This window comes from Sphingomonas pollutisoli, from assembly GCF_029167165.1.
In the GTDB taxonomy this organism is placed as follows: domain Bacteria; phylum Pseudomonadota; class Alphaproteobacteria; order Sphingomonadales; family Sphingomonadaceae; genus Sphingomonas; species Sphingomonas pollutisoli.
The window spans coordinates 315,720-333,283 of the sequence record NZ_JARFNJ010000003.1 but is presented as its reverse complement, the minus strand read 5'-3'; the positions used below and the strand labels follow the sequence as shown (position 1 = coordinate 333,283).

The 17,564-nt window shown below is 66.1% G+C and carries 22 protein-coding genes; 16 read left to right on the top strand and 6 right to left on the bottom strand.

Annotation, left to right across the window (positions count from 1 at the left end; all coding sequences use genetic code 11):
* Positions 1-54 precede the first annotated feature (54 nt).
* Both PX554_RS07915 and hemE read right to left on the bottom strand, forming a co-directional pair.
* Positions 55-507, bottom strand: a complete 453-nt coding sequence (locus PX554_RS07915) for a CopD family protein (RefSeq protein ID WP_275500487.1) — start codon at positions 505-507, stop codon at positions 55-57.
* A complete protein-coding gene (gene hemE, locus PX554_RS07910) occupies positions 504-1,523 on the bottom strand; it encodes a uroporphyrinogen decarboxylase (RefSeq protein ID WP_275500485.1) in 1,020 nt (339 codons plus the stop codon). The genes PX554_RS07915 and hemE overlap by 4 nt, the downstream gene beginning before the upstream one ends.
* Positions 1,524-1,850: 327 nt before the next feature.
* Between hemE and PX554_RS07905 the strand changes: the two genes are divergently transcribed.
* From PX554_RS07905 to PX554_RS07855, 11 genes are all read left to right on the top strand, one after another.
* On the top strand, positions 1,851-2,660 hold the full coding sequence (locus tag PX554_RS07905; RefSeq protein WP_093224827.1) for a pyruvate, water dikinase regulatory protein: 810 nt from the start codon (positions 1,851-1,853) through the stop codon (positions 2,658-2,660).
* Complete coding sequence (locus tag PX554_RS07900; protein ID WP_093224825.1) at positions 2,657-3,253, top strand: Maf family protein; 597 nt, start codon at positions 2,657-2,659, stop codon at positions 3,251-3,253. The genes PX554_RS07905 and PX554_RS07900 overlap by 4 nt, the downstream gene beginning before the upstream one ends.
* Positions 3,250-4,059: a shikimate dehydrogenase family protein gene (locus PX554_RS07895; RefSeq protein ID WP_275500479.1), complete on the top strand. Its 810-nt coding sequence runs from the start codon at positions 3,250-3,252 to the stop codon at positions 4,057-4,059. The genes PX554_RS07900 and PX554_RS07895 overlap by 4 nt, the downstream gene beginning before the upstream one ends.
* A complete protein-coding gene (coaE, locus tag PX554_RS07890) occupies positions 4,056-4,649 on the top strand; it encodes a dephospho-CoA kinase (RefSeq protein WP_275500477.1) in 594 nt (197 codons plus the stop codon). The genes PX554_RS07895 and coaE overlap by 4 nt, the downstream gene beginning before the upstream one ends.
* Positions 4,650-4,656: 7 nt before the next feature.
* Positions 4,657-5,349, top strand: coding sequence for a DNA polymerase III subunit epsilon (gene dnaQ / locus PX554_RS07885; RefSeq protein WP_275500475.1), 693 nt, complete (start codon positions 4,657-4,659; stop codon positions 5,347-5,349).
* Positions 5,350-5,404: 55 nt separating this feature from the next.
* On the top strand, positions 5,405-6,007 hold the full coding sequence (gene hpf / locus PX554_RS07880; protein WP_093224820.1) for a ribosome hibernation-promoting factor, HPF/YfiA family: 603 nt from the start codon (positions 5,405-5,407) through the stop codon (positions 6,005-6,007).
* 71 nt (positions 6,008-6,078) lie between these two features.
* Positions 6,079-6,546 (top strand): PTS sugar transporter subunit IIA, encoded by a 468-nt coding sequence (locus tag PX554_RS07875; RefSeq protein ID WP_275500472.1) that lies wholly within the window; start codon positions 6,079-6,081, stop codon positions 6,544-6,546.
* Positions 6,506-7,000 (top strand): PaaI family thioesterase, encoded by a 495-nt coding sequence (locus PX554_RS07870; protein ID WP_275500988.1) that lies wholly within the window; start codon positions 6,506-6,508, stop codon positions 6,998-7,000. Before PX554_RS07875 ends, PX554_RS07870 begins: the two co-directional genes overlap by 41 nt.
* Positions 6,997-7,338 (top strand): DUF1491 family protein, encoded by a 342-nt coding sequence (locus PX554_RS07865; RefSeq protein ID WP_275500470.1) that lies wholly within the window; start codon positions 6,997-6,999, stop codon positions 7,336-7,338. The genes PX554_RS07870 and PX554_RS07865 overlap by 4 nt, the downstream gene beginning before the upstream one ends.
* A gap of 89 nt (positions 7,339-7,427) precedes the next feature.
* Positions 7,428-8,132, top strand: a complete 705-nt coding sequence (locus tag PX554_RS07860; protein WP_338061572.1) for a cell wall hydrolase — start codon at positions 7,428-7,430, stop codon at positions 8,130-8,132.
* Between the two features lie 58 nt (positions 8,133-8,190).
* On the top strand, positions 8,191-8,676 hold the full coding sequence (locus PX554_RS07855) for an MmcB family DNA repair protein (RefSeq protein WP_275500468.1): 486 nt from the start codon (positions 8,191-8,193) through the stop codon (positions 8,674-8,676).
* 47 nt (positions 8,677-8,723) lie between these two features.
* Here PX554_RS07855 and PX554_RS07850 read toward each other — a convergent pair whose 3' ends face one another.
* The gene (locus tag PX554_RS07850) at positions 8,724-9,332 is read right to left on the bottom strand and encodes an ankyrin repeat domain-containing protein (RefSeq protein WP_093224812.1); all 609 of its coding nucleotides are present in this window, start codon (positions 9,330-9,332) and stop codon (positions 8,724-8,726) included.
* Between the two features lie 73 nt (positions 9,333-9,405).
* Here PX554_RS07850 and PX554_RS07845 point away from each other — a divergent pair, with 73 nt between their 5' ends.
* The 3 genes from PX554_RS07845 to PX554_RS07835 are packed head-to-tail and all read left to right on the top strand — an operon-like array spanning position 9,406 to position 11,116.
* On the top strand, positions 9,406-10,011 hold the full coding sequence (locus tag PX554_RS07845) for an SCO family protein (protein ID WP_093225076.1): 606 nt from the start codon (positions 9,406-9,408) through the stop codon (positions 10,009-10,011).
* Positions 10,008-10,442 carry a YcgN family cysteine cluster protein gene (locus tag PX554_RS07840; RefSeq protein ID WP_093224810.1) on the top strand — a complete coding sequence of 145 codons (435 nt, stop codon included), beginning with the start codon at positions 10,008-10,010 and terminating at the stop codon, positions 10,440-10,442. The genes PX554_RS07845 and PX554_RS07840 overlap by 4 nt, the downstream gene beginning before the upstream one ends.
* Positions 10,439-11,116 carry a M48 family metallopeptidase gene (locus PX554_RS07835; protein WP_275500461.1) on the top strand — a complete coding sequence of 226 codons (678 nt, stop codon included), beginning with the start codon at positions 10,439-10,441 and terminating at the stop codon, positions 11,114-11,116. Before PX554_RS07840 ends, PX554_RS07835 begins: the two co-directional genes overlap by 4 nt.
* On the opposite strand, the gene PX554_RS07830 is transcribed toward PX554_RS07835, so the two are convergent.
* Together PX554_RS07830 and rpoZ are read right to left on the bottom strand one after the other, a co-directional pair.
* On the bottom strand, positions 11,089-13,269 hold the full coding sequence (locus tag PX554_RS07830) for a transglycosylase domain-containing protein (protein WP_275500459.1): 2,181 nt from the start codon (positions 13,267-13,269) through the stop codon (positions 11,089-11,091). The genes PX554_RS07835 and PX554_RS07830 overlap by 28 nt on opposite strands.
* Positions 13,270-13,415: 146 nt before the next feature.
* Positions 13,416-13,760 (bottom strand): DNA-directed RNA polymerase subunit omega, encoded by a 345-nt coding sequence (gene rpoZ / locus PX554_RS07825; protein WP_093224805.1) that lies wholly within the window; start codon positions 13,758-13,760, stop codon positions 13,416-13,418.
* Between the two features lie 179 nt (positions 13,761-13,939).
* Here rpoZ and PX554_RS07820 point away from each other — a divergent pair, with 179 nt between their 5' ends.
* Positions 13,940-15,118 (top strand): phospholipase D-like domain-containing protein, encoded by a 1,179-nt coding sequence (locus PX554_RS07820; protein ID WP_275500985.1) that lies wholly within the window; start codon positions 13,940-13,942, stop codon positions 15,116-15,118.
* 71 nt (positions 15,119-15,189) lie between these two features.
* Positions 15,190-16,452, top strand: coding sequence for a Na+/H+ antiporter NhaA (gene nhaA / locus PX554_RS07815; RefSeq protein ID WP_093224803.1), 1,263 nt, complete (start codon positions 15,190-15,192; stop codon positions 16,450-16,452).
* Here the strand turns inward: nhaA and PX554_RS07810 are convergent.
* The gene (locus PX554_RS07810) at positions 16,353-17,552 is read right to left on the bottom strand and encodes an MFS transporter (protein WP_093224801.1); all 1,200 of its coding nucleotides are present in this window, start codon (positions 17,550-17,552) and stop codon (positions 16,353-16,355) included. The genes nhaA and PX554_RS07810 overlap by 100 nt on opposite strands.
* Between the last annotated feature and the right edge of the window lie 12 nt (positions 17,553-17,564).

The window sequence follows — 17,564 nt, the reverse complement described above, 5'->3', positions numbered from 1 at the left end:
CGCCGCGCGTTAACATTGATCGGACAGCTAAGTGCGGCGCGCACCCAAGTCAAGTCAGAAGGGGCGGACGATCACCAGAATGACGATCAGCGTCACCAGCACCGCCGGCACCTCGTTGACCATCCGCAGCGTCCGGCCGGTCAGCGTCGCCTGTCCCTTCGCGAGCTTCTTCGCGTAAGACACCGCCCAGCCGTGATAGGCCGTCAGGACGATTACCAGCACCAGCTTGGCGTGCAGCCATGCCAGCCTCGGCACGCCGCTGAACAGGCCCGCATTCGCCGCCAGCAGCAGCCCGAAGGCCCATACCAGCACCATCGCCGGGGTCAGGATGATCGCGCGGATCTTGCTTTCGCGATCGGTCCAGCGCGCCGCCTCCTCGGGGTTGCCGAGTGCTTCCTGATGATAGACCAGATAACGCGGCAGCATGAACAGCCCGGCCATCCAGAACACTACGAAAATGACATGCGCCGCCTTGACCCAAAGATAGGCGTTGCCGAGGAAGTTCATCGCGCTCTCCGCACCAGCGCCAGCAGACGCTCGACATTTCCGATGGGCGTGTCCTGTAGGATGCCATGCCCGAGGTTGAAGATATGGGGGCGATCCGCGAACGCCTCAAGCACGTTCGCCACCGCCGCCTCCAGCGCCGCACCGCCGGCGATCAGCACGAGCGGGTCGAGATTGCCCTGTACCGGCAGACCGACGGGCACATTCAGCGCCGCCCAACGTGGATCGACCGTCTCGTCGAGCCCGAGCGCATCGACGCCGGTCTCGCGCGCGTAGGCCGGCAGTTTGCCCCCCGCACCTTTGGGGAAACCGATCACGGGTACCTGCGGGTGGCGCGCGTGGAGCGCGGCGACAATCGTGGCGTTGGGTGCGATCACCCAGCGTTCGAACTGCGCCGGGCTGAGCGACCCAGCCCAGCTATCGAACAGTTGCACCGCCTCGACGCCCGCCTCGATCTGGTGCGATAGATAGTCGATCGTCATCGTCACGATCGCATCGATGATCTCGCCGAAGCGCACCGGATCGGTGTAAGCGAAGCGGCGCGTCTCGCTCTGGTCACGGCTCCCGTGCCCCGCGACCATATAGGTGGCCACAGTCCAGGGACTGCCCGCGAAACCGAGGAATGTCATCTCCGGTGGCAAGGCGGCGGCGACGTTGCGGACCGTGGCATAGACCGGATCGAGGAAGGCCGGGTTCGGTGTCAGCGCCGCCAGCGGGTGACCGAGCAGCGGCGGTGCCAACGCCGGCCCCTCCCCCGCTCCAAAGGTGAGCGACTGGCCAAGCGCGGCCGGCACCATCAGGATATCGGAGAAAAGGATCGCGCCATCGAACCCGAAGCGTCGGATCGGCTGTAACGTCACCTCGGCCGCCGCCTCCGGATCGGTTGCAAGCGCGAGGAAGCCACCCTTCTCCGCCCGCAACGCACGATATTCGGGCAGATAGCGCCCCGCCTGCCGCATCAACCAGACCGGCGAGGTAGCCTGTTTTTCCCCACGCAGGGTCGCAAGTAAGGGTTTCACCGGGTCATCTCGATCGCAAACACGGCGTACCTCTTACAATAAAGAAGAATCTAAAGGGATGTTGAAGCTGTTGGCGCGTGGAAGCCGGGGCTTATGCGGTCGTCCCCGAAATGCCAACAGCTTGACGGGCGAGACTCCGCCGAATGCCTCGGATTCGATTCCGTCGCACCCGCTTTCCACAGGCTGTGGATAAAATCGGCGGATGTGCGCCGAACTGTGGGTAAGTGGCGAATTTTCCACCGTTCGATCGGCCTTTGCTGGCGTGCGAAGTTACGGTAGCGACGATCCCGATGTTATCCACACTTCTGTCCCGTTGAGGCCCCGCCGATGCGGCTCCACCTCCATCTCCTTTCGGATTCAACCGGCGAGACGCTGGAGAACATCGCCAAGGCCGCGCTCGCGCAATATGACGACGTCGAGACGATCCGGCACTTCTGGCCAATGGTGCGAACCGAGGGCCACCTGGAGCGCATCCTTCAGGAGATTTCGCAGAATCCGGGGCTGGTGTTGTTCACGCTGGTCAACAGCGAGACGCGTCGCAATCTCGAGATGCGCTGCCGCGCGCTGGGCCTGCCCGCGGTCGCGCCGCTTGATGCGGTGACCGGGGCGCTCTCCAGCCTGCTCGGCCAGCAGGCGAAGGCGCGGCCCGGACGCCAGCACATGCTGGACGCCGCCTATTTCGCGCGTGTCGATGCGATCCAATTCACCATCGCGCACGACGATGGCCTCGGCTCGGAGGACTGGGAAGAGGCCGATATCGTCCTCGCCGGCGTGTCGCGGTCCTCGAAGACGCCCACCTCGATCTATCTCGCCAATCGCGGCTATAAGACCGCCAATATCCCGATCGTGGTGGAAAGCCCGCCGCCACCGGTGCTCTTCGCGCTCAAGCGACCGCTGGTGGTGGGGCTGACGACGAGCGCCGACCGGTTGATTCAGGTCCGCCGCAACCGTCTCTTGTCGCTCAACCAGGCCCCGGAGACGGCCTATGTCGATCATGAGGCCGTCTCGCGGGAGGTGGCGTGGGCACGGCGGATGTTCGCCGACAATGGCTGGCCGGTGATCGACGTGACGCGCCGATCGATCGAGGAAACCGCCGCCGCGATCATCGCGCTGGTCGCGGAACGGGGGGAAGCATGACTTTGATATTGGCTTCGAACAGCGCGTCGCGCCGCGCGATGCTATCGGCGGCATTGGTGCCGTTCGAGGCGGTCGCAGCGGGGGTGGATGAAGAAAGCGCCAAAGCGGCGCTGCGGGCGGAGGGCCTCGCCGCGCGCGACCTCGCCGACGCGCTTGCCGAACTGAAGGCTTTGCGCGTGTCGCAGCGCGCGCCCGGCGCCCTGGTGCTCGGTTCGGACTCGATCGTCGAACTCGAAGACGGCACCATGCTCGACAAGCCGGTATCGCGTGAAAATGCCGCCGACCATCTTCGCCGGTTGTCGGGCAAGCGCCACGATCTCGTCAGCGCGGCGGTGATCGCCGAAGCGGGGCGCCCAGTATGGCGGGTTGTCGATCGCGCGAAGATGCACGTTCGCACGCTTTCCGATGCCTTCATCGAGCGCTATCTCGACGCGGAATGGCCAGCGATATCGGGCTGTGTCGGCTGCTACCGGATCGAGGGAGCGGGCGCGCAATTGTTCTCCCGGATCGAGGGCAGCCAGTTCACCGTGCTGGGGCTGCCGCTGCTGCAAGTGCTCGACTATCTGCGTGTCCGGGGAGTGATGACGGCATGACGATGTATGCGGAGGTGATCGGCGACCCGATCGCGCATTCGAAATCGCCGCTGATCCACGGTTTCTGGATCGACGCGCTCGGTCTCGATGCGCGCTATGCGCGGCGTCATGTCCTGCCTGACGATCTCGCCGGCTATTTCGCGGAGCGGCAGACGGATGCCGATTGGCGTGGGTGCAACATCACGATTCCGCACAAGCAGGCCGCGCTCGATCATGTCGAGGATCCCGGCGGCGTCCGGGAGTCGATCGGCGCGATCAACACCGTGCTGCGTCAGCCCGACGGCGCGATGATCGGCACGAACACCGATGCCGCCGGCTTCTACGCGCCGATTTCCGACCGCGATCTGGCCGGCAAGCCGGCGGTGGTGGTGGGCGCCGGCGGTGCGGCGCGCGCGGTGCTGTTTGCGCTGGCGCGTGCCGGCATCGGGCCGGTGACCTTGCTCAACCGAAATGTGCTGAAGGCGGCCGCGTTGCTGTCGGCGTTCGGCTTGAAGGGCAAGGCGTTGCCGCTGGGCAGCGCGATCCCGCCCGCCGCGCTCATCGTCAATACCAGCGCGCTCGGCATGGTCGGCCAGCCCGCTCTCGAGATCGATCTGTCTCCCCTCCCCGACGACGCGCTGGTGTATGATGTCGTCTACGCACCGGTCGAAACCGAGTTGCTCGCCCAAGCCGACGCGCGGGGACTCGAGACGGTGGATGGGCTGGAGATGCTCGTCGGGCAGGCGGCGGTCGCGTTCGAACTGTTCTTCGGCGCGGCCCCCCCGCGCGACCGCGACGAGGAACTGCGCGCGCTGTTGCTGGCGTGATCAAACTGGGCCTGACCGGTTCGATCGGCATGGGTAAATCCACCGTCGCCGCGATGTTCGCGCGCAGCGGCGTGCCTGTGTTCGATGCCGACGCGGTAGTTCACCGCCTGCAAGGCCCCGGCGGCCGATTGGTCGGCGCGATCGAGGCGGCGTTCCCCGGCACGACGGGGCCGAGCGGGGTCGATCGTGCGCGGCTCGGCAAGGCGGTGCTCGCCGACGCGCCTGCGCTCAAGCGGCTCGAGGCGATCGTCCATCCCGCCGTCGCGGAAGAGCGGGCGGCGTTCCTGCACGATCACGCGGATGCGCCGATCGTGCTGCTCGACATCCCGTTGCTGTTCGAAACCGGGGGCGAAGCCGGGGTCGATCGCATCGCCGTCGTCGATGCGCCGAGTTCCGTACAGCGCGCCCGCGTTCTGGCGCGGCCCGGCATGACGGACGAGAAGTTCGAGGCGATCGTGGCGCGTCAGGTGCCAAATGCCGAAAAGGTCGCGCGCGCCGATTTCGTCATCCCGACCGGGGGCGGCATCGCCGAAACCGAGGCCGCCGTCGCTACGGTGATCGCTTGCCTGCGGGACGGCAAAGGCGGATAACATCAGGATGCGCGAGATCGTGTTCGACACCGAAACCACCGGATTCAGCTTCGCCGATGGCGACCGCCTCGTCGAGATCGGCTGTATCGAAATGTTCAACCGCGTGGAGACCGGACGCTCCTTCCACGCATATTTCCACCCCGAACGCACGATGCCGGCCGAAGCGCAACGTGTCCACGGGTTGAGCGACGCCTTCCTCGCCGACAAGCCGCTGTTCGCGCATGGGGTCGATGCCCTGCTCGAATTTTTGGGCGATGCGCCCCTCGTCGCGCACAATGCGACGTTCGATTTCGGCTTCCTCAACGGCGAGCTCGCCCGTTGCGGACGCCCGCTGATCGGCATGCACCGTATGGTCGATACGATCGTCATCGCGCGCACCCGGCACCCCGGCGCGAAGCACAGCCTCGACGCGCTTTGCTCGCGCTATGGCATCGATCGCAGCGCACGTACCTTCCACGGCGCATTGCTCGACGCGCAATTGCTCGCGCAAGTCTATGTCGAGTTGACCGGTGGCCGGCAGATCGGCCTTGGCCTGGTCACCGAGGAGCGCGTCGAGGAACGCCCGATCCTGGTCGATACCGCCCCCAGGATCGCTCGCCCGGCGCGCGTCTTTGCCGCGAGCGAGGCGGAACTTGCGCGCCACGCAGCCTTTCTAAACTCCGTCTCCAACCCTTTATGGGGCGCGGAGGCTATTGGTTGACGATAGCGGACGGACGGTTCAGCCTGTCCGGCCGCGTTGAAAAAGGAGAATGCGCATGGATATCCGAGTCTCCGGCCATCAGGTCGAGACAGGCGAGGCGATCAAGGTCCATGTCGACGAACGCCTTCAGGCGATCGCCACGAAATACTTCGCGCGTGCGATTTCCGCGCAAGTGACCTTCGGCCGCGGCCCGCACGAGGCTTTCACCTGCGATATCGTCGCGCACGTCATGCAGGGGCTGGTGCTCAAGGCGAACAATAGCGGTATGGAAGCCCATGTCGCGTTCGATGGCGCCGCCGACAAGATCGAGAAGCAGCTCCGCCGCTACATGCGCCGCCTCAAGGATCGTAGCGCCGTGCCCGCCGGCGGGGCGACGATCGCCGATGATGGCACCGTTACCGACAATGCCGGCTACACCGTCTTCCAGGAAACCGCCGAGGAAGAGATCGAGCAGGATTTCCCGCCGATCATCGCGGAAACGCGCGTCGATGTGCCCGACGCCACGGTTTCGGATGCGGTGATGATGCTCGATCTGCGCAACACCACCGCCTTGTTGTTCCGCAATGTCGGCTCGGGCGCCTATAACATGGTCTATCGCCGTGGTGACGGCACGATCGGCTGGGTCGAGCCGCATCGGGCCACCAACGGAGTGGCCTGACGCTTCCGCCGGCGCGCAATCCGGTCTATGCGCGCCGGCGGAGAAGCGCCGGTGAACGGCCGAGGAAACTGATGACCGAGTTTAGCGATCTGCTCTTGCCCGGCGCGGTGGTGGCGAATCTCGCCGCCAGCGCCAAGAAGCCCCTGTTTCAGCAGATCGGCGCGATTGCGGCGTCCGCCTATGGCCTGGACCCCGCCGATGTCGCGAATGCCCTGGTCGCGCGTGAGAAGCTCGGCAGTACCGGCTTCGGCGGCGGCGTTGCCACGCCGCACGGGCGGATCGACGGGCTGGCGCATGTCGTCGGCGTGTTCGCGCGGCTTGCGCAACCGATCGATTTCAAGGCGGTCGACGATCTGCCGGTCGATATCGTTTTCACCTTGCTGTCGCCACCGGACGCCGGCGCGGCGCACCTCAAGGCGCTGGCGCTGGTGTCGCGCAGCCTGCGCGACCGCGCCTTCGTGGCGAAATTGCGCGGCGCAGGGTCGCCCGATGCGCTTTATGCGCTGTTCAGCACCGGCGAGGCGCGTGACGCCGCCTGATCCTGCCACCGCCGGGGAAGCAGCGCATTTCCGTGCGTTGGAGAACCTGTATGCGGCGGCGCCGATCAACCGGCTGTTCGAATCCCGGCTCGAGATTCCCGAGCCGGGCATCGCGCGCATCCACTTCGATATCGACGAGCGCTATTTCCATGCCGGGGGCGCGGCGCACGGCACGAGCTACTTCAAGATGCTCGACGATGCCGCTTTCTATGCGGCCAACAGCCTTGTCTCGGACCGCTTCCTCCTCACGACCGCATTCAACCTGTTGCTCACCAAGCCGCTGCGAAGCGGCCCGGTGGTCGCGGAAGGGCGCTGGATCAGCGGACAGCGTCGCGTGTTCGTCGCCGAAGCGCGGCTTATCGACGAAGCAGGCGAAGAGGCCGCGCGCGGCACCGGCACGTTCATGCGCTCGCGCATCGCGCTGGCGCGTTTGCCCGGATATCGGGTCGCGTGAACGGTCGGCTGCCGATCGATCTGCTCGTGTCGGCTTTGCTGCGGCGCGCCAACGATGCCGGCGGCATGGCGATGGTGTTGGCGAAAGGCGATTCCCAGGCAGGCAGCATCCTGCTGATCCTGAACGACAAGGGCAGGTTCTCCGGGATGCTAGAACAAGGCCGCGATCTGGACGGCCGGATAGCGCTGGTGTCCGCAGGACCGCCTGATACGTCGTTGCCCGACGAGGTGACATCCTATTGGCAACGCCGACGTGCGCGTGACCCGGACCTCTGGGTGATCGATCTCGACATCCCGTCTGCGCAACGATTCGCCGCAGAAACGATCGCGCAACATTGACGATCGGGACCATTGCCGGGATAGGGCGAGCATCAGTTTTGGCGTTGTGTCAGCACGGGTGCGATCCGGGTTGATTACGCAGTCGGGGGATGTCCGGGAAGATTGCGTCGTTCGAGGCGATCTTTTGCGCGCACCACCGCATATTTGTCGGTTTAATGTCGCTTCTTCACCGTGCCGCAACCATCGCGGCGATTTTTGCCAGCATCACCGGACTCGCCGGGGCCAGCACACCTGGCTTCGCTCTCCAAATCAACCAGCCTATCAACGCACAGCCGACCTCGATGGTTCCGGCAGTCGCGGTTACCCAGACCCCTTCCGATAGCCAGACGCCCGCGGTCGATCCTGCCGATCCCGCCCCGTCTTCGGAAAAGCCCACCACTTCCTACGCCTCGCTTGCCGACGCCGTCGCGGCCCAGTCCGACGATGATGCGCGCAGCGACGATCTTCAGTGCCTTGCCGGCGCGATCTATTTTGAGTCCAAGGGCGAACCGCTGAGCGGACAGCTCGCCGTCGCCGAAGTCATCATCAACCGCAGCAAGTCAGGCCGTTTCCCGGGCTCGATTTGCTCGGTCGTCACCCAGCCCGGCCAGTTCTCGTTCGTGCGCGGCGGCCACGTTCCCGAAATCAACGCGAACCGCAATTATCGCACCGCGCTCGCGGTCGCTCGTGTCGCGCTCGCCGACGCTTGGGACAGCCCCGCTTCGAAGGCACTGTTCTTCCATGCGCGCCGCGTCAACGCGAACTTCAATCGTACGCAGGTCGCCTCAATCGGTAACCACATCTTCTATCGTTGAGGCGGTGAACCGGCCCCTGCCGGTTTGACGCGTTCGTGAAATGTTCTAGGATCGGGAGATGCTCGCCATTCCCGATCCCGTCACCGCCCACGATTCGCTATGCGCCGCTGAGGTGGCGCGTGGCACGGTTCGGATGCTGCTTCGCCACGATCTGGTCGCCATTGGCGAGGTTCCGCTCGAAGGGGGGCGGCGCGCCGATTTGATGGCGCTCGACGCGCGGGGAAACGTCGTTATCGTCGAGATCAAGGTGTCGCGCGCGGATCTGCTCGGGGATTCGAAGTGGACCGATTATCTCGGCTGTTGCGACCGCTATTTCTGGGCGGTGCCAGCGGGATTCGACATCTCACCGCTGAACGGCGCGGCGTTCCTTCCCGGGCGTACCGGAATCATCGTCGCGGATCGCTATGATGCCGTCATCACGCGTGAGGCGTACACCCATCCGCTTCCAGCACCCGCACGCAAACGGATAACCCTCGCCTTCGCCCGCCGCGCCGCGCGCCGGCTGACCACGGCGCTCGACCCTGAGGCCGACGGCGCGTTTTGAGCCATGCTCCGTTCAGGAGCGAGGAAGCCATCCACAAGAGTGGCGAACTACAGCCGCGGCCCGGATACGGCGCGTTTGGCGGCTTTGGGTGTCTCGTCGATCAACTTGGCTATGGCTGGGGAACGCGTGTCCTGATGCGCATAGTCCCGCGCAGACATGCCGGCGATCACATCGGCCTGATCGGGATCGGCCTTCTCCGCCAGCAAGGTGCGAACCGTCGCGAGATCACGATGCTGCACCGCACGGATCAGTGGAGTCTCGCCGCTATTATTGGCGAGATTGACGTTGGCGCCGGCTTTTTTGAGAATCTCGAGGATGTCGGTGCGACCGTTGCCGGCTGCGATCAGCATTGCCGTTTCGCCCTTGTTGTCGCGCAGATTGGGATCGGCCTGATTGGCGAGCAGGTAGTTGAGATACGCAATGTCGCCGCGCTTGGTGACGATGTGGATCGCGCCCTCGCCGGTGTTGAAATCGCGCGTGTTGACGATCGTCGAACCCGGTTTGGACAACGTCGCGATGACTTCGTCGTTCTTCGACTCGCGGATCGCCTGGAGGAATTTATATCCCGCCGACTGGCCGAGTTGCGCCGCGGCGGGGGTCAGCGGGAGCGCGAGCGCCACGGCGAACAGCGACAGTCCGGCAATACGTGCTTTCATGGATGGATTCGACCTCTTGCCTGCATGGTCAGACTTGCGCCTTTGCCGCTATCAGATCAATGCTGCGCGCACCATGAATGAGATTGTCCGCGTACCGGTCGCGTCGCTGGTCGCCCTGCTGGTGGCGGCTGCCCCGGTTGCCTGTTCCAAACCGGTCGACACCGCCCCACCGCCGCTGGCCGGCGCGAAGATCGGCGGAGCCTTTCGCCTGACCGATCAGGATGGCAGGAGCGTCACCGACACGAGCTTCGCCGGCAAATACCGCGTGATGTACTTCGGCTATACATTCTGCCCCGATGTCTGTCCGACCGACATGCAGACGCTCGGGCAAGGCTTGCGCGCGTTCGAGGCGAAGGATGCGGCGCGCGGTGCCAAGGTGGTGCCGGTGTTCGTCACGGTCGATCCCGAACGTGATACGCCGGCGGTGCTCAGGCCGTTCGTTGCTGCGTTCCACGCGCGCATGGTGGGGCTGACCGGCTCGCCGGCCGCCATCGCGGCGATCGCCAAGGAGTATGCGGTCTTCTACGAAAAGCAGCCACCCGCGCCCGGCGGCGGCTATATGGTACAACATTCGCGTGTCGCATATCTGATGGACCCGAATGACAAGCCGCTGGCGCTGATCCCGGTCGACAAGACCCCCGGCGACGTCGCCGCCGAGCTCGGACGGTGGGTGCGATGAGCACGCGGTTTTGGGAAGACACGCCGCTCGAAAAGCTCGACCGGGCGCAATGGGAGGCGCTGTGCGATGGCTGCGGCAAGTGCTGCCTGCACAAGCTCGAGGATGAAGAGACCGGCGAGATGTTCCCGACCAACGTGTCGTGCCGTCTGCTCGACCGCGCGACCGCGCAATGTTCGGATTACCGCCATCGCCACGCCTATGTGAGCGAATGCGTTCGGCTCAATCGCGACAATGTCTACACGATCGACTGGCTGCCCTCGACCTGTGCGTACGGCCTTCGCGCGGCTGGCAAGCCGTTGCCGGAGTGGCATTATCTGGTCAGCGGGGATCGCGACGCGGTTCACCGCGCAGGTGAATCCGTGCGCGGTTGGACGATCTCCGAGGATGATGCCGGCGATTTCGAAAATCACGTGATCGATCGGGAGTTGTGAGCGAACCGTTCGAGGTCGTCCGGCATCCGCGCGCGCGCCGTGCTCGGTTGTCGGTCGATCCGGCGAGCGGGCGCGTCCGGCTCACGCTGCCGCCACGTGCGCCGGTCAAGGCGGCGCTCGCGTGGGCGGCCGGGCAGCAGGCGTGGATCGATGCGCAACGCGCGCGATTACCAATGCCGCGCCCGTTCGCGCCAGGCGCGCTGGTGCCGTTCGGCGATGAGACGCTGACGATCGATTGGGACGCTGCCCACCCGCGTGCGGTGACTCGCATTGACGACCGGCTGGTCTGTGGCGGGCCGGCCGAGAGTCTGTCGCGGCGCGTCGAGCTATGGTTACGGCGCGAGGCGCTTCGGGTGCTGTCGCTCGAAACCGCGGAGTGCGCGGCGCGCGCCGGCGTGTCGGTCAGCAGGGTGACGGTCGGCGATCCGCGCGGCCGTTGGGGAAGCTGCGCATCGAGCGGGGCGATCCGCTATAGCTGGCGGCTGATCCTAGCGCCGGCGTTCGTGCGCCGCTCGACGGTCGCGCACGAGGTCGCGCACCGCGTCCATATGAATCACAGCCCGGCGTTCCACGCGCTCGCAGCGAACCTTGATGAGCGTGACCCCGCCGAATCGCGCGCATGGCTGCGCGCCCACGGCGCGGGCCTTCACTGGTTCGGGCGCGAGTCCGAATAGCGATCCGGCCGCGCTGGCGGCGGTGCGGCGGCTGGACGATCGCCGCGCGGTCGATTTGGCGCAGGCGTGTCGCGGCCCAGGACATGATCCATCCATTGCTGGTCAAGCTTCTCGGGCCGGCCCTGCTGGTCGCCATCGGGCGCGATGATGCCGTCGTCGATCGGGTTGCCATCGGGATCGACACGTTGCCGATCGTTCTGCCGCGGTTGAGCACCCCCACCCTGCACCGGATTGCCGTCGTCATCGACGAAGACGCCATTGTCCGGCGCGCCGAAATAGCTTTCCTCGTCGGGTTCCATCGACATGTCGGGCAAAGTCACCTGCGTCTCGAACTGCTCGACCGGGCGGTTCGCCACCGCGACCGCCATGAAATCATGGAAGGCGCGTGCCGGCGCGGTGCCGCCGTGCAGCCCGGCGATCGGCTTGGCGTCGTCGCGGCCCATCCACACGCCCGTCGTGAGGCCGCTCGAGAAGCCGAGGAACCAGCCGTCCTTGCTCGACGTGGTCGTCCCGGTCTTGCCCGCGACCGGGCGGCCGATCTGCGCGGCCTTGCCCGTGCCGGTGTTGACCGTGGTCTGGAGCAGATCGGTCATCTCGGCGGCGACATAGGGCGCGACGAGAACGTGGCTGGTGTCGATCTGCTGCGTGTAGATCGTCTCCCCCGCCGCCGTCACCTTGGTGATGCCGTAGGGCGTCACCGCGACACCCTTGTTGCCGACACTCGCGAACGCACGCGTTAGATCGAGCAGCCGTACTTCCGACGTACCGAGCACCATTGAGGGATGCGTGTTGACCGGCGTGGTGATGCCGAAACGCCGCGCCATGTCGGCGACGGTGCTGAAGCCGACCTGCTGACCGAGCTTGGCCGCGACCGTGTTGATCGAATAGGCGAAGGCGGTGCGGAGCGTCGTCGCGCCGATGTTGCGGCGTGAGTCGTTGCGCGGACTCCATCCGTCGATCGTCACCGGCTCATCGACGATCGAATCCTCGGGCTTGTGCCCGGCTTCCAGGGCGGCGAGATAGACGAACAGCTTGAACGCCGATCCCGGCTGACGCACCGCCTGTGTTGCGCGGTTGTAGATCGACGAGACGTAATCCTTGCCGCCGACCATCGCGCGCACCGCGCCATCGCGGTCGATCGCGACCAGCGCGCCTTGCGCACCCGCGGGCGCATTCTTGCGTACCGCCGCGTCGGCGGCGCGCTGCATGCCGAGATCGAGCGTCGTCCAGACTTCGAGCGGGCGGCTCGGCTCGTCGATCAACGTCGCGAGCTGCGGCAGCGCCCAGTCGGTGAAGTAGCGCACGCTGTTCTGTTTGGGTTCCGGCGCGAACGTCACGTTCTGCACGTCGGCGTCGGCGGCCTGCTGCGGGGTGATCGCGCCGGTTTCCTCCATCAGCGAGAGGACGACACCGGCGCGGTCTTTCGCGGCGGCTTCGTCGGCGGTCGGCGAATAGACAGAGGGGGCCTTGACCAGGCCGGCAATGATCGCGGCCTCGGCCAGCGTCAAATGCTCGGCGCCGTGGCCGAAGAATTTGCGGCTTGCCGCATCGATGCCGTAGGCGCCGCCACCGAAATAGACCTTGTTGAGATACAGTTCGAGGATCTCGTCCTTGCTGAACTTGCGCTCCAGCGCGAGAGCGAGGAACCCCTCGCGCATCTTGCGGCCAAGATCATATTTGTTGGAAAGGAAGATCGTACGCGCGACCTGCTGCGTGATCGTCGATGCGCCTTGCTGACGCCGCCCGGTGCCGCGATTGGCGATGCCCAAGCGGATCGCGCGTGCCATGCCGATCGGATCGACGCCGAGGTGCGACCGGAACCGGCGATCCTCGACCGAGATCATCGCTTCGCGCATCACCGCCGGAATCTGGTCGTAGCTCAGCCAGTCGCCGTAGCTCGGCCCGAGCGACACGATCACGGTGCCGTCGGCGGCATGGACGCGGATCATCTGGCCATTGGGCGAGGATTTGAGCTGCTCGAAGCTCGGCAATTGCGCGCGCGTCACGTAGACCGTGATCGCCAGCGCGGCGAGCGCCAGTGCGGCGATGCCCAACCCGATCTGGATCAGCAGGATAAGACGACGACGCCAGAGCGGCTTGTCGGACACCCGCGCGCTTTGCGTGCGGGAACGGGCTTTGGAAGATCTGGCCATGCGATGGCCCAAGCGAATACGCGCTTAACGGGGGCCGAACAAGCTGGTGTGTTCAGCGCCCGCGCGGTGAAATGCTTCGGACGTACGACATGAAAAAGGGCGACCGCGCGAACGGCCGCCCTCTCGTGATCGGGAAGATTTTCGGCTCAGCCGTCGTAATCGGCGCCGAGGTTCTGGTTGCGCGGGGGCGCGGCGGCCGTGAGGCGAAGCGCCTCGGCCGAAGCCGCGAGCGAACCGACCTCATCCGGAGCGTCCTCATCATCGACCTGGACCTTCTGGAGACCCGACACGACCGACTCCTCGAGATGATCGGGACGGACGGTTTCCTCGGCGATCTCGCGCAAGGCGACGACGGGGTTCTTGTCGCGGTCACGATCGAGCGTCAGCTCGGCGCCGCCCGAAATCTGCCGTGCGCGCTGCGCGGCGAGCAGCACCAGATCGAACCGGTTCGGAATCTTGTCGACGCAATCTTCGACGGTGACGCGCGCCATGAATGGCTTCCTTCGTGGATAATGCTGAAAGGATAAGCCAAGCGCTGTAGTCCCGCCCTGCCGAAGAGTCAATAAAACGCCCCGCCAGGCATGGAAACCTCCGCGTGCGCTCGCGTTGAGCCAATGTGAAGCCCGATACCCTGCTTGCGCGCCGGCCCGCCGCGCGCCACGACGCCGACATGGATCGTCCCGCGCCACAGCCCGTCTTCACCGTCGATGGCAACCGGTTGCGGATGCTCGTCAACGGCCCGGAACGGCTCGAGACGCTCGTCGCGCTGATCGACGAGGCGCGGGCGACGCTGCGGATGCTCTATTACATCTATGTCGATGATCGCGCCGGCGAAGCCGTCCGCGCCGCGCTGATCCGCGCGGCCGAGCGCGGCGTGCGGGTTTCGCTGATCGTCGATGGTCTCGGCAGCGAACATGCCGAGCAGCGCCATTTCTTCGACCCGATGCGCGATGCGGGCGTGACCGTCTGCCGGTTCGTGCCACGCTGGGGGCGGCGGTATCTGCTGCGCAACCATCAGAAGCTCGCGCTTGCCGACGGTGAACGGGCGGATACGGCGCGCGCGATCATCGGCGGGTTCAACGTCGAGGACGGGTATTTCGGCACGCCGGCGGAACAGGCGTGGCGCGATCTCGGCCTGCTGGTGGAGGGCGATGCCGCGCATCGCATCACCGGCTATTTCGACACGCTGTCAGGCTGGGCGAAGCAGCCCAAGCCGCCGCTGCGCTCGCTCCGGCGCGCGCTGTCGAACTGGAGCGAGCCGCAAGGCACGGTGCGCTGGCTGTTCGGCGGGCCGACGCGGCGGTTGTCGCCCTGGGCGCGCGCGGTCAAACGCGACATGGAGGGTGCGCGCGAGATCGGGCTGATCGCCGCCTATTTCGCGCCGAATCCCGGCATGCTCAGGCGGCTCGACAGGGTGGGGATGCGCGGGCGGGTGCGGATCGTCCTCGCCTCCAAGAACGATCACGGCGCCGCGATCTGGGCGTCGCGCTTCACCTACGCCGGGCTGTTGCGCAAGCGCGTCGAGATCTACGAATACCAGCCGACCAAATTGCACACCAAGCTCTTCCTGATCGACGACGTGGTGTATATCGGTTCGGCCAATTACGATGTGCGCAGCCTGTTCCTCAACCTGGAGATGATGCTGCGGATCGATGATGCGGCGTTCGCCGCGCATGTCCGCGCGTATTTCGATGGCGAAGTCGCCGATTCCGAGGCGATCACGCCTGAACTTTACGCGTCGCGCAGCGGGTGGTGGACGCGCACGAAGCAGGCGGCGGCGTTCTTCGTGATGACCGTGCTCGATTATAACGTCACGCGGCGGCTCAATTTCGGGCCGGAGCGGCGATAGCGGGTCGGCCCATCGACGGCGCGGCGACCGGTTTTGGTTTCGTCGCCTCCTTCAATCGGTTAGGGTCGGGCATGGCGAAGTCGATCACGAAGAAAGCGCGATCGGCGCTGCGCGATTTGTTGCGACGGGAAGCGGCGGGCGGCATCGTGCTGATGGTGGCGGCGGCACTCGCGCTGATAATCGCCAATTCCCCGCTCGGCGCCGGTTACTTCGATCTGCTTCACGTGCGCACTGGCCCGGTGCTCGCGCCCATGATCGGGCCGATGACGGTGCATCTGTGGATCAACGACGCGCTAATGGCGCTGTTTTTCCTCTACGTCGGGCTGGAGATCAAACGCGAGCTGATCGACGGGCAATTGTGCAGCCCAGCGCGACGGCGGCTGCCGGTGATCGCGGCGGTGGCGGGGATGGTGATGCCCGCTTTGGTCTTCCTCGCGGTGACAGGCGGCGACACGGCGCTGCGCCCCGGCTGGGCTATTCCGGCCGCGACCGATATCGCCTTCGCGATCGGGGTGATGGCGTTGCTCGGCAAGCGCGTGCCACCCTCGCTCAAGCTGTTCCTGACCACCGTCGCGATCGTTGATGACATGGGCGCGGTCGCGATCATCGCGGTCGCCTATACTGGGGAAATCGACTGGATCGCGCTCGCGGGCGCGGCGGGCATGCTGCTGGTGATGGCGGCGCTCAATCGGCGAGGGGTCAAGCGTCTCACGCCCTATCTGATCGCGTTCGCGCTGCTCTGGTGGCTGGTGCTGCTGTCGGGCGCGCACGCGACCGTGGCCGGGGTGCTTGCGGCGGCGCTGATCCCGATCACGCGCTCGCCGGGCGCGCCCGACGCCGCGGATTCACCGCTGCATCGGCTCGAACATGCGCTCTCGCCCTGGGTCGCGTTCGCGATCGTGCCGCTGTTCGCGTTCGCGAACGCCGGGATCGCGCTAGGCGGGTTGCCGGCGGGCGTGTTGCGCGCGCCGTTGGTGATCGCGGTGACGCTCGGGCTGTTCTTCGGCAAGCAAGCCGGCATCTTCGGCGGGGTCGCGCTCGCCCAGCGGCTTGGCATCGCCGAGCGGCCCAAGGGCGCGAGCTGGCGGCAGCTTTACGGCGTCGCGCTGCTTGCCGGGATCGGGTTCACGATGAGCCTGTTCATCGGTGGACTCGCCTTCCCCGGCGCGGCCGCGCTGCAGGACGAGGTGAAGGTGGGCGTGCTACTCGGCTCGCTGCTGTCGGCGGTGGGGGGCTACGCGGTCCTGCGGTCGTCGAGCATTGCGACGCCGAGCACGGTTAATCCGCCCAAAGCGAGAAGCGCGCCGACCCAGCCGGTCGACGTCCAGCCGTAACCCGCCGCGATCGCGATGCCGCCGAGCCACGGCCCGAGCGCGTTGGCGGTGTTGAACGCCGAATGGTTGAGCGCGGCGGCGAGCGCCTGCGCCTTGCCCGCCACGTCCATCAGCCGCGTCTGCAACACCGTGCCGAGCGCGCCGGTGAAGCCGATCGCGAAGACATCGACGCAGATCGACCAGAAGTGCGTCGCGGCGAGCGGATAGAGCGCGAGGCTCACGATGCTGCCGACGAGCAACACCGCGCCGGTCGGCATCAGCGCCTTGTCGGCGAAGCGCGGCGCGACGATGTTGCCCAAGGTCAGCCCGACGCCGAAAACCATCAGCACGACCGGCAGCATCGCCGCGGAGACGCGCGTCACCTCGAACAGCGTCGAGGCGAGGTAGGTGTACACGCAGAACATCCCGCCAAAGCCGATCGCGCCGATCGCGAGCGTCAGCCACACGCGCTTGTTGGCGAGCGCGCCGAGTTCGGTGAGCGGACTCACCCCCGGCTCAGGTTTGTCGCGGGGTGCGAACAGCGCGACCAGCGTCACCGTGAGCAACGCCAGCACCGCGACCACGCCGAACCCCCAGCGCCAGCCCACCGCCTGCCCGAGCCAATTGGCGAGCGGGACGCCGAGAATCGTCGCGACGGTGAGCCCGAGCATTACGCGCCCAACCGCCTGCGAGCGTTGGTTGGTCGGCACCAGCGATGCCGCGACCAGCGCCGCGATGCCGAAATAGGCACCGTGCGGCAGGCCGCTGAGAAAGCGAAACAGCAGCATCCAGTGATAGGTCGGCGCGAGCGCGCTCAGCCCGTTGAACAGCGCGAACGCAGTCATCAACAGGATCAGCAAGGTCCGCCGCGACAGCTTGGCTGCCGCCACCGCGAGCAATGGTGCGCCGACCACCACACCGAGCGCATAGGCGCTGATGACATGCCCTGCCGTCGGCTCGTCAATGCCAAGCCCCTTGGCGAAATAGGGGACGAGGCTCATCGTGGCGAATTCGGTGGTGCCGATCGCGAACCCGCCCATTGCGAGGGCGAAATGGACCAGCGCGACGGGCGCGGCGGGGCGCTCGGCGACGATCGGGGCGAAATGGGCGGGGGCATTCATACTGCCTCAAGT